This is a genomic window from Blastococcus sp. CT_GayMR20, assembly GCF_004570345.1.
The window spans coordinates 1-10,938 of sequence record NZ_SPQM01000147.1 but is presented as its reverse complement, the minus strand read 5'-3'; the positions used below and the strand labels follow the sequence as shown (position 1 = coordinate 10,938).

Annotated in this window: 11 protein-coding genes and 1 tRNA gene; 4 read left to right on the top strand and 8 right to left on the bottom strand. The window is 73.4% G+C overall.

All coding sequences use genetic code 11. The annotated features are described in order from the left end of the window. From E4P40_RS22905 to argS, 6 genes are all read right to left on the bottom strand, one after another. Positions 1 to 572: Rho termination factor N-terminal domain-containing protein (locus tag E4P40_RS22905; RefSeq protein WP_209305473.1), on the bottom strand; the 572-nt coding region annotated here is incomplete at its 3' end. Between the two features lie 247 nt (positions 573 to 819). Then, on the bottom strand, positions 820 to 1,728 hold the full coding sequence (thrB, locus tag E4P40_RS22900) for a homoserine kinase (protein ID WP_135160694.1): 909 nt from the start codon (positions 1,726 to 1,728) through the stop codon (positions 820 to 822). Then, on the bottom strand, positions 1,725 to 2,786 hold the full coding sequence (gene thrC, locus E4P40_RS22895; protein WP_135160693.1) for a threonine synthase: 1,062 nt from the start codon (positions 2,784 to 2,786) through the stop codon (positions 1,725 to 1,727). Before thrC ends, thrB begins: the two co-directional genes overlap by 4 nt. Next, entirely contained in the window at positions 2,783 to 4,072 is a 1,290-nt protein-coding gene (locus E4P40_RS22890; RefSeq protein ID WP_135160692.1) for a homoserine dehydrogenase, read from the bottom strand. Before E4P40_RS22890 ends, thrC begins: the two co-directional genes overlap by 4 nt. Then, positions 4,069 to 5,562, bottom strand: coding sequence for a diaminopimelate decarboxylase (gene lysA / locus E4P40_RS22885; protein WP_135160691.1), 1,494 nt, complete (start codon positions 5,560 to 5,562; stop codon positions 4,069 to 4,071). Before lysA ends, E4P40_RS22890 begins: the two co-directional genes overlap by 4 nt. Continuing rightward, positions 5,559 to 7,220, bottom strand: a complete 1,662-nt coding sequence (gene argS / locus E4P40_RS22880; protein ID WP_135160690.1) for an arginine--tRNA ligase — start codon at positions 7,218 to 7,220, stop codon at positions 5,559 to 5,561. Before argS ends, lysA begins: the two co-directional genes overlap by 4 nt. A 173-nt stretch (positions 7,221 to 7,393) precedes the next feature. On the opposite strand from argS, the gene E4P40_RS22875 reads away from it, so the two are divergent. The 3 genes from E4P40_RS22875 (at position 7,394) to E4P40_RS22865 (ending at position 8,966) form a co-directional block, all read left to right on the top strand. Next, positions 7,394 to 8,125: a DUF3105 domain-containing protein gene (locus tag E4P40_RS22875; protein WP_135160689.1), complete on the top strand. Its 732-nt coding sequence runs from the start codon at positions 7,394 to 7,396 to the stop codon at positions 8,123 to 8,125. Positions 8,126 to 8,166: 41 nt separating this feature from the next. Continuing rightward, positions 8,167 to 8,823, top strand: a complete 657-nt coding sequence (locus tag E4P40_RS22870) for a DUF305 domain-containing protein (RefSeq protein ID WP_245160528.1) — start codon at positions 8,167 to 8,169, stop codon at positions 8,821 to 8,823. 71 nt (positions 8,824 to 8,894) lie between these two features. After that, positions 8,895 to 8,966, top strand: a tRNA-Arg gene (locus E4P40_RS22865). A gap of 10 nt (positions 8,967 to 8,976) precedes the next feature. On the opposite strand, the gene E4P40_RS22860 is transcribed toward E4P40_RS22865, so the two are convergent. Beyond that, positions 8,977 to 9,381 (bottom strand): RidA family protein, encoded by a 405-nt coding sequence (locus tag E4P40_RS22860; protein ID WP_135160688.1) that lies wholly within the window; start codon positions 9,379 to 9,381, stop codon positions 8,977 to 8,979. Positions 9,382 to 9,507: 126 nt separating this feature from the next. Between E4P40_RS22860 and E4P40_RS22855 the strand changes: the two genes are divergently transcribed. Then, positions 9,508 to 10,395 carry an alpha/beta hydrolase gene (locus E4P40_RS22855; RefSeq protein WP_245160527.1) on the top strand — a complete coding sequence of 296 codons (888 nt, stop codon included), beginning with the start codon at positions 9,508 to 9,510 and terminating at the stop codon, positions 10,393 to 10,395. 4 nt (positions 10,396 to 10,399) lie between these two features. Here E4P40_RS22855 and E4P40_RS22850 read toward each other — a convergent pair. Continuing rightward, the coding region (locus E4P40_RS22850) for an SDR family oxidoreductase (protein WP_135160687.1) at positions 10,400 to 10,938 on the bottom strand (539 nt) is incomplete at its 5' end.

Genomic DNA, 10,938 nt, shown 5'->3' with positions numbered 1-10,938 from the left:
CGCTCACCGCGGTTGCGCTGCGGCCGGTCGCCGTCGGTCCGCTGCTCGTCGTCGGCGGGGGCGTTCTCGGTGCGGGTGCCGGCGTCCGACGCGGCGGCGGTGTCCTCGGCCGGGGCGACATCGACCGACGGGGAGCCGGCCGGCCGGCTGGCACCGCGGCGGGAGCGGACGACGACGGGCGCGGTCTCGGTGCTGCCGGTCAGCGGGCCGCCGTTGGCGCCGCCGCTGACAGGGGCCTCCAGCGGAGCGGACTCCGCCGCGATGCCGCGGGCCGCCGGCGCCGCGTCGGCGACCGCACCGTTGGCGGCGCCGTTCGCAGGGGCGTCCGCGGTCGCGGATCCTCCGCCCACCTGGCGGGCGGAGATGGCGGCGACGAGGTCACCCTTGCGCATCCGGCCGGTGCCGGAGATGCCCAGTTCGGCCGCCAGGCGCTGCAGTTCGGGGAGCAGCATCCCGGAGAGCCCGTTGCCGCGGCGCCGGGGGCTGCCCGTCGTCCCAGAAGCGGCAGGCGCCTCGGTCGTGCCGGCGGCGTCGGTCGCGCCGGTCTCGACGAGGTCGGTGGTTTCACTCACGTACAGGTCCTTCCCTGCGGTGACCTGCGCGTTCCAGCGCAGGGGGTGCCCCGGTCCCCGTCCGGTCCGGCCCGGAGGCGGGGACGCAGCACGGGGAACAGGTCGAAAAACTGCGAGGCGGATCAGCGGCGAAGAGAGATCGTCTGCTTCGGCCCCGCGCGAGGCTCGCCCGAGTGGGCGGCTACGCCGTGAGCCTAGACGCAGCTCACGGACTGGACAACACCGGTGGGTTCCAGCGTGTTCCTCGTTATGGAGAAGATACCTCAGGCGCCTCGACCAGCACCTCTGCCCCGGTTGCATCCACCTCGAGCGCGCAGGAGGACCACCCCGTCGGGGTGAGTGCGGGAAGGGCAGCAGCCCCCTCGCCGTCGGTCAGCACCAGCACGCTGGGACCGGCCCCTGACACGGCGGCGGCGTGCCCGGCGGACCGCAACCGGTCGACCAGGGCGATCGACTCCGGCATGGCGGCGGCGCGCTGGCGCTGGTGCAGCCGGTCGTCGGTGGCGTCGAACAGCATCGACGGATCCCGGGTGAGCGCGTGCACCAGCAGGGCCGACCGGGCCGCGTTGTGCGCGGCGTCGTCGTGCGGCACGAGCTCCGGCAGCAGCCCGCGGGCGACGTGGGTGGACAGCGTGCCGTCCGGCACCAGCACCACGGGGTGCACTCCGGCGGCGACGTCCAGCCGGACCGCCCGCGCTCCCCCCGGCTCCGTCCACGACAGCGTGGCCCCGCCGAGCAGGCACGCCGCCACGTTGTCGGGATGCCCCTCGAGCCGGGTGGTCAGCCGCAGCACCGCGTCGTCGTCGACGGCATCGACGTCCGGGCACAACGCCCAGGCGCCGACCACACCGGCCACGACGGCTGCTGCCGAGGACCCCATCCCCCGTCCCTGCGGAATGGCGTTCTCCGCGACGACGGACAGGCCGGTCGGCTGCCAGCCGAGCTCGGCGCACGCCGCCCGGAACGCGCGGACGACGAGGTGCGACTCGTCGGTCGGCAGGTCACCGGCGCCGATGCCCGAGACCTCGACGGAGAGCCCGGACGGGCGGACGGCGAACTCGAGGACGTCGTGGCAGGTGAGCGCGAGCCCCGCGCAGTCGAACGCCGGCCCCAGGTTCGCGCTGGTCGCCGGGACGCGGACCCTGACCCCCGTCACAGGCCGAGCTGCGCGGCGGCCGCTGCGGCGTCGACGGGGATGGTCACGGGCGCCGGGGCCCCGGAGATGGCCCACTCCGGGTCCTTGAGCCCGTTGCCGGTGACGGTGCAGACGATCCGCCGGCCGGGCTCGAGCTCTCCGGCCGCGGCCACTTGCAGCAGCCCGGCGACGGACGCGGCCGACGCCGGCTCGACGAAGACCGCCTCGGAGCGGGCCAGCAGCCGGTAGGCGGCGAGGATCGCGCGGTCGGTGACGGCGTCGATCCGGCCGCCGGACTCGTCGCGCGCCGCGAGGGCCTTGGTCCACGACGCCGGGTTGCCGATCCGGATGGCCGTGGCGATGGTGCTGGGCTGCTCGACCACCTGACCGGTGACGATCGGTGCCGCCCCGGCCGCCTGGAAGCCCCACATCCGCGGGGTCCGCGAGGCGATGCCGTCGGCGGAGTACTCGCCGTAGCCCTGCCAGTAGGCGGTGATGTTGCCTGCGTTGCCGACCGGCAGGCAGTGGATGTCGGGGGCGTCGCCGAGCACGTCGACGATCTCGAACGAGGCGGTCTTCTGCCCCTCGATGCGGAACTGGTTGACGCTGTTGACCAGGCTCACCGGGTAGTCGATCGCGAGCTTGCTGGCCAGCGCCAGGCAGTCGTCGAAGTTGCCCTCGACCTGCAGCAGCTGCGCGCCGTGCACGAGCGCCTGGGCGAGCTTGCCCATCGCGATCTTGCCCTGCGGGACGAGCACGGCGCAGGTGATGCCGGCGCGGGCCGCATAGGCCGCGGCACTCGCACTGGTGTTTCCGGTGGAGGCGCAGATGACCGCCTTCGCACCTTCCTCGACGGCCTTGCTGATCGCCATCGTCATGCCGCGGTCCTTGAAGGAGCCCGTCGGGTTCAGGCCCTCGACCTTGAGGTAGACCTCGCAGCCCGTCCGGCGGGACAGCTCCGGCGCGGGCAGCAGCGGCGTGTTGCCCTCCTGCAGCGTCACCACGGGCGTGCTCTCGCTGACCGGCAGGCGCTTGCGGTACGCCTCGATCAGCCCCGGCCAGCCCGGAGTCGCGTTCATGACAGTCCCTCCACGCGCAGCACGCTCGTGACACCCCGGACGGCGGGCATGTCCCGCAGCGCGGCGATGGTGGCAGACAGCGCGGCGTCGGGGGCGCTGTGGGTGACGATCACCAGGGTCGCCTCGTCGCCCCGCCCGTTCTGGCGCACCGTGGAGATGCTCACGTCGTGCACGGCGAACTCGTGCGCGACGGTCGCGAGCACGCCCGGCTTGTCCGCGACGTCCAGGCTCACGTGGTACCGCGTGGGCGTCTCGGCCATCGGCCGGACGGCGAGGTTCGCGTAGCCGGTGGTCGACTGCCCTGCCGCGCCCGCCAGCCGGTTGCGCGCCACGGCGACCAGGTCACCGAGCACCGCGCTGGCCGTCGGCTGCCCGCCGGCGCCCTGGCCGTAGAACATCAGCTGCCCCGCCGCCTCGGCCTCGACGAAGACGGCGTTGAACGCCCCGCCGACGGAGGCCAGCGGGTGCGTGGTCGGGATCATCGCCGGGTGCACGCGCACGGCCACCGAGTCGCCGTCCCCGTTCGGCACGCGCTCGCAGATGGCCAGCAGCTTGACGGTGCAGCCGATCTCGGCCGCCCGTGCCACGTCGGTCGCCGACACCGCCGAGATGCCCTCGCGGTGCACGTCGGCCGCGGTGACCGGGGTGTGGAAGGCCAGTGACGCGAGGATCGCGGCCTTGGCCGCGGCGTCGAAGCCGTCGACGTCGGCCGTCGGGTCGGCCTCGGCGTAGCCCAGCTCGGTCGCCTCGGCAAGTGCCTCGGCGAACCCGGCGCCGGTCTCGGCCATGCGGCTCAGGATGTAGTTGGTCGTGCCGTTGACGATGCCGACGACGCGGCGCAGCTGGTCCCCGGCCAGGGACTCGCGCAGCGGACGCAGCAGCGGGATCGCCCCGGCGACGGCGGCCTCGTAGTACAGGTCCACCCCGGACTTCGCGGCCGCGGCGTGCAGCGCGACGCCGTCGTCGGCCAGCAGCGCCTTGTTCGCGCTGACGACGGACTTGCCCGCCTCGAAGGCGGCCAGGATCAGCGAGCGCGCCGGCTCGATCCCGCCGATGACCTCGACGACGAGATCGACGTCCTCGCGGGTGACCAGCGACTCGGCGTCGGTGGTCAGCAGGTGCGCCGGGACGTCGGGGTGGTGGGCCGGCCGGCGGACGGCGATGCCCGCGACCTCCACCCGGCGGCCGATCCGGGCGGCCAGGTCGTCGGCCTGCTCGTCGAGCAGCCGCAGCACCGCGCTGCCGACGGTGCCGCAGCCCAGCAGCGCGACCTTCAGCGGTGTCACGAGCGCACTCCCACCGGGTGCTCGGGGGCGGGCTGGGACGGCGCCGGAGACGGAGCCGGGCCGTCGGCGAGGACCGCGTCGAGGGCGAACACGTCGGCCAGTGTCTGCCGGCGGACGATCTCGGTGGCGACGCCGTCCCGCACCGCCACGACCGGCGGCTTGAGCAGGTAGTTGTAGTTGCTGGCCATCGACCAGCAGTAGGCGCCGGTCGCCGCCACCGCCAGCAGGTCGCCGGGCTGCACGTCGGCCGGCAGCCACAGGTCACGGACCAGGATGTCGCCGCTCTCGCAGTGCTTGCCGACGACGCGGCAGAGCGCCGGCGGGGCGTCGGAGGCACGGTTGGCCAGCACGCAGGTGTAGCTCGCGTCGTAGAGCGCGGTGCGGATGTTGTCGCTCATGCCGCCGTCGACGGAGACGTAGTTGCGCACCAGCGGGGTGCCCGGGGCGCCGCTGGCGCCCAGCCGCACCGGCTTGATCGTGCCGATCTCGTACAGCGTGACCGTGCCGGGGCCGGCGATGGCCCGCCCGGGCTCGACCGCCAGCCGCGGGACCGGCAGGTCGAGGGCGGCGCACTCCGCGGCGATGACCGACCGGAGCCGGGTCGCGACGTCCTGGGGGCTGACCGGGTCGTCCTCGGTCAGGTAGGCGATGCCGAAGCCGCCGCCGAGGTTCAGCTCGCCGAGCAGTTCGCCGGTCGCCTGGTGCACCTGGCCGAGCAGTCCGACGACCCGGTGGGCGGCGGCCTCGAAGCCGGCGGTGTCGAAGATCTGCGAGCCGATGTGGCTGTGCAGGCCGGTCAGCTGCAACGCCGGCTCCCGGATGACCCGGACGGCGGCGGTGAGCGCGTCGCCCGTCGCGAGGGAGAAGCCGAACTTCTGGTCCTCGTGCGCGGTGGCGATGAACTCGTGGGTGTGCGCCTCGATGCCGACCGTCGCGCGGATCAGCACCGGCACGGGCGGCCCGCCGGCAGCGACCCGGGCAGCGGCCATGGGGACGAGTCGCTCGATCTCGTCGAAGGAGTCGAGCACGATGTGCCCGATCCCCGAGTCGACCGCGAGCTGCAGCTCGGCCGGTGACTTGTTGTTGCCGTGCAGTGCGATCCGCTCGGCCGGGAAGCCGGCGGCCAGCGCGAGGGCCAGCTCGTTGCCGCTGCACGCGTCCAGGTGCAGACCGTCGTCGGCGATCCACCGGGCCACCTGACCGCACAGGAACGCCTTGGACGCGTAGTGCACGTCGGCGTCGGCGAACGCGCCCGCGAAGTCCCCCGCCCGGCCGCGGAAGTCGTCCTCGTCGAGCACGAACAGCGGCGTGCCGTGCGCCCGCGCGAGGTCGGTCACTGCACGGCCGCCCAGGTGCAGCTCGCCGCCGATGCGCTCGGCCGAGCGCGGCCAGACGTGCGGGTCGAGCGCGCCGAGGTCGCCCGGCGGCGCACCGGCGGCGGTCGGCTGCTGGATGTTCCCGTGGAGAGGACCAGCCGGGTGCGCCCTCACATCCGCTCCGGCGCCTGCACGCCGAGCACGGCGAGGCCGTTGCGCAGCACCGTGGCTGTCGCCGAGCAGAGCCACAGCCGCGCGGTGTTCAGCGCGGTGACCTCCTCGTCGCCCCTGGGCAGGACGCGGCAGGAGTCGTAGAACCGGTGGTAGGTCCCGGCCAGCTCCTCGAGGTACCGGGCGACGCGGTGCGGGGCGCGCAGCTCCGCCGCACCCGTGAGGATGCGCGGGAACTCCCCGATCGCCCGCAGCAGGTCGGTCTCCCGGACGTGCGTGAGCGCGGCGACGTCGACGTCGTCCGCATCGCCCAGGGACAGGCCCAGCTCGGCGGCGTTGCGCAGCACCGAGGAGATGCGGGCGTGCGCGTACTGCACGTAGAAGACCGGGTTGTCGTTCGTCTGCCGGCTCCACAGGTCGGCGTCGATGTCGATCTGCTGGTCGACCGACGCGCGCGCCAGGGCGTACCGGGCCGCGTCGATGCCGACCGCGTCGACGAGGTCGGTGAGCAGCACGAAGTTGCCGGCCCGCTTGCTCATCCGGACCGGCTCACCGTTGCGGACCAGGTTGACCAGCTGGCCGATCTGGATCTCCAGGTGCGTCGCCGGGTCGTCGCCGGCCGCCGCCACCAGAGCCTTGTAGCGACCGACGTAGCCGGAGTGGTCGGCGCCGAGCATGATCACGATCTTGTCGAAGCCGCGGCCACGCTTGTCGAGGTAGTAGGCGCAGTCGGCGGCGAAGTAGGTCGGCTCACCGTCGGCCTTGACCAGGACCCGGTCCTTGTCGTCGCCGAAGTCCGTCGTCCGCAGCCAGACGGCGCCGTCCCGCTCGAACACGTGCCCCTGCTCGCGCAGCGTCGCCAGCGCCTTCTCCAGGGCGCCGGACTCGTGCAGCGTCCGCTCGGAGAAGAACGTGTCGAAGTGGACGCCGAAGCCCTCCAGCGTGCTGCGGATGTCGGCGACCATGGCCGCGACGCCCTTCTCCGCGAACACCGGCACCTGCTCCTCCTCGGGCAGGTCCAGCAGTCCGGGGGTCTCGGCGAGGACCCGCTGGGCCACCGGCTCGACGTAGTCGCCCTGGTACCCGTCCTCGGGCACCGGCCGGCCGAGTGCGACGGCCTGCAGGCTCCGCGCGAACCGCTCGATCTGCGCACCGGCGTCGTTCACGTAGTACTCGCGGCTGACGTCGGCGCCGCTGGCCTCCAGCAACCGGGCGACCGCGTCGCCGACCGCCGCCCAGCGGGTCGAGCCGAGCGTGACCGGCCCCGTCGGGTTGGCCGAGACGAACTCGAGGTTGAGGTTCTGACCGGCCAGGGTGTCGGTGCGGCCGTACCCGGCGCCGGCGGTCACGGCCTGGACGGCGATCCGGCCGAGCGCCCCCTGGGCGAGGGTGAGGTTGAGGAACCCGGGGCCGGCCACGTCGACGGAGGCGATCGCCGGTTGGGCCCGCAGCTCCTCGGCGAGGATCTCGGCGACCTCGCGCGGCGGCCGGCCGGCGGCCTTGGCCAGCCGGAGGGCGATGTTGGTCGCGTAGTCGCCGTGGTCGCGGTTCTTCGGCCGCTCCACGACGACCTCGTCGGGCACGTCGACGGCGAGCGCGCCGCGACCGACGGCTCCGCCCACAGCGGTCCGTACGAGGTCCCGCAGCTGCTCCGGTGTCACCGGGTGAGCGTACTGACCGGGGCGTGGGGCCCCGGCGGCCCGCCCCGCCCCTGCACCGCGGTTCCGGGGATCACCCAGGGAGCCGACCTACAGTGGGGTACCGGAGAGGCCGACCGGCGGCGTCCCTACCGGCGCCGTCGCGACGAACGGCCCCCACTGAACGAGGAGAGGCCTTGGCCAAGGACCGCACGCCCGACAGCACCGGCGGGAAGCGCACCGGCTCCTCGAGGTCAGGCGCCGGGGCGGCAAGCGGCAAGGGCGGGCGCACCCGGCCCGCGGCCAGCGTCGTCGCGCCGCAGCGCCCGTGGGGCCTGATCGCGGGCGCCGTGGCGGTGGTGGTCTTCGCCGCCGCCGTCATCACCTACGCGGTGCTGCAGGTGAACAAGGCCAACGAGGACAAGATCGAGAGCATCGACGAGATCGCCGGCGTCGAGACCTACGACTACCCCGCCGGTCAGGAGCACGTCGCCGGTGCGGTCTCCTACGAAGAGTCGCCGCCGGTCGGCGGTCCGCACGCACCGCCGCCGGACTGGGCCGACTGCACCGGGACCGTCTACGACGTCGACATCCGGCACGAGAACGCGGTGCACAGCCTCGAGCACGGCGCCGTGTGGGTGACCTACAACCCGGACGAGGTCTCCGGCGACGACGTCGACACGCTCGCCGCGCTCGTGACCAACGAGGCGGGCCGGATGCTGTCCCCGTACGCGGGCCTGGACTCCCCGATCAGCATCCAGGCATGGGGCCACCAGCTGAAGGTGGACTCCGCCGACGACCCGAGGCTCGTGCAGTTCGCCGACTTCCTCACGCTGAACAGCGAGTTCACCCCCGAGCCCGGCGCGAGCTGCGAGAACCCTACCTTCGCCGCCAACCCGCTGGTGGCCGAGGCCGCACCCGCCCAGTGAGCACCGGCACGGTCCCGGCCCAGGCCCTGAACGGAGGTCCCGTGGTGGACTCCCCCGCCGAGCCCGGTCCGCGGGCGCTCCGCCGCGTCCTGCTGGCGGTCATCGCGGTCGGCCTGGTGCTCGTGGGCGGCGGTCTCGCCGTGGTCCTGGGCATCGGACGGACCGAGGTCCCGTCGGCCGACTCGGTCGACGCGGGGTTCTCCCGGGACATGGCCCGCCACCACTTGCAGGGCGTGGAGATGGCCAACCTCGCGTCGGGCCGCAGCGACGACCGGGCCGTGCGCGGGCTCGCGTTCGACATCTCGGCGACGCAGACCAACCAGACCGGCCGGATGCAGGGCTGGCTCACGCTCTGGGGTCTGCAGCCGACGGGCGGCGACCCGATGGCCTGGATGGGCGACGGGGGCCACGCCGGCCACGCGACGGGCGAGGGCGGCCTGATGCCGGGCATGGCCACCGAGGACGAGCTGGCGAACCTCCGGGGGCTGTCGGGCACCGAGTTCGACGTGGAGTTCCTGCGGCTGATGATCCGCCACCACCAGGGTGGCAAGGAGATGGCCGAGTACGCGGCCGAGCACGCCCTCCTCGCGCCCGTCCGGGACCTGGCGGAGACGATCGTCGAGTCGCAGTCGGCGGAGACGTCGCTGATGACGAACATGTTGTCCGAGCGCGGCGGCAGCCCCCTCCCGGCGCCCTGAGGGCCCTCACCAGGGCCATGGCCGGGCGCCACCAGCCGGGCTGATAGCGTCTTCACCGAACGACCGGACGAGCCCCCGTAGCTCAGGGGATAGAGCACTGCCCTCCGGAGGCAGGGGCGCAGGTTCGAATCCTGCCGGGGGCACTCTTCCGCTTCACGCCAGCACGGCGATGGCCTCGACCTCGATCAGCAGGTCGGGCTCCGACAGCGCCGCGACGCCGATCAGCGTCGTCGGCCGCGGCGTGAAGCCCAGCCGTCCGGAGACCCGGCCCACGCCCTCCCCCAGCCCGGCCATCTTCGCCTCGGACCAGTCGACCACGTAGAGCGTCAGCTTCGCGATGTCGTCGAACGTCCCTCCCGCTGCCTCCAACGCCGTCGCCACGTTGAGGAACACCTGCTCCACCTGTGCGGGCAGGTCGCCCGCACCGACGGGTTCGCCCCCGGCCGTCCTGGCCACCTGACCCGAGACGTAGACCGTGCGGGTGCCGGTGGCGAGGCCCACCTGGGTGTAGAACTCCGACCTCGGGAGGCCTTCGGGATTGATCAGCTCGACCGGCACGGGAACCTCCGCGGCATCGGCACCGCCCCGACGGCGGTGGCCGGGACCCTCGCACCCCGTACCGACATTTTCCGGCCGCAGGACCGGCCCGGCGGGGCCGGGAACGGTGGATTACCGTCGCCGCTCATGACGAGCGAGGCGATCCAGCGGGCACAGGTGGGCGACATCCAGATCGCCTACGAGACCTTCGGCCGGCGCGAGGACCCGCCCGTCCTGCTCGTCATGGGCCTGGCCACGCAGATGATCGGCTGGCCCGACGACTTCTGCCGCGAGCTCGCCGACCGGGGGCACTTCGTCGTCCGCTTCGACAACCGCGACATCGGTCTCTCGACCCACGTGCACGACGCCGGCGCTCCCGACGTCCTGTCGATCCTCGGCGGGGACCACTCGTCGGTGGCCTACCAGCTGACCGACCTCGCCGACGACACGGTGGGCCTGCTCGACGCCCTCGGGCTCGACCGGGTACACCTGGTCGGCGCCTCGATGGGCGGGATGATCGCCCAGCTGGTCGCCCTGCGCGCCCCCGAGCGGGTCCGCACCCTCACGTCGATCATGTCGACGACGGGCGACACCTCCGTCGGAGGACCGTCCGACGCCGCACTGGGTCTGCTCCTGACGCCACCTGCGGGCGATCGGGAGGGCGCCGTCCAGCGGGTCGTCGACACCTACCGGGTGATCGGCTCCCCCGGCTTCGAGTTCGACGAGGCGGCGCTGCGCGCCCGGGCGGGGCTCTCCTTCGACCGCGCCTACGACCCCGCCGGCGTCGCCCGCCAGCTCGCCGCCATCCTCACGACCCCCGACCGGACGCGCGACCTCAAGTCGCTGCCGATGCCCGTCCTCGTCATCCACGGTGCCGAGGACCAACTGGTGAACGTCAGCGGCGGCCACGCCACCGCGGCCGCCATTCCCGACTGCGAACTGCTCGTCGTCGACGGCATGGGACACGACCTGCCGCGGGCGGTGTGGCCGCAACTGGTCGACCGCATGACCGCACTGTTCGCGCACGCCGACTGATCGGTCAGGTGGCCAGCATCCCGCCCTCGACCGGGATCGTCGTCCCCGTGACGTACCCGCCGGCATCGCTGACGAGGAAGATCAGCGCGGCGGCGAGCTCATCGGGGTCGCCCTTGCGGCCGACCAGGATGCGCGGCAGCTGGGACTCGATGTAGGACTCGGGGTAGGCGTCGGTCATCTCCGACTCGAAGAAGCCCGGGGCCAGCGCGTTCACGCGGATGCCCTTGCGGCCGGTCCATTGCTGCGCGAGGTCGCGGGTCAGCCCGATGAGTCCCGCCTTGCTCGCGGCGTAGGCAGCCTGAGGCAGCCCGGCCGTCGTCAGGCCCAGCATGCTGGAGATGTTCACGATGGAGCTCCCCGGCTGCATGACCCGGCCGCACGCCTGCGCCATCCAGTAGCAGCCGTTGAGGTTGACGTCGATGACCTGGCGGAACTGCTCAGGCGTCTCGCGGGTCGCCGGGTAGGCGGTCCCGACGCCGGCGTTGTTGACCAGGATGTCGACCTTGCCGAACTCCGCCATCGTCGCGTCGACCAGCGCCTGGC

Bases quoted from the DNA above. Each gene is read 5' to 3' on its own strand.
- E4P40_RS22855 (WP_245160527.1), top strand. From the start codon at position 9,508: ATGACGAGCGAGGCGATCCAGCGGGCACAGGTGGGCGACATCCAGATC.
- thrC (WP_135160693.1), bottom strand. From the start codon at position 2,786: ATGAACGCGACTCCGGGCTGGCCGGGGCTGATCGAGGCGTACCGCAAG.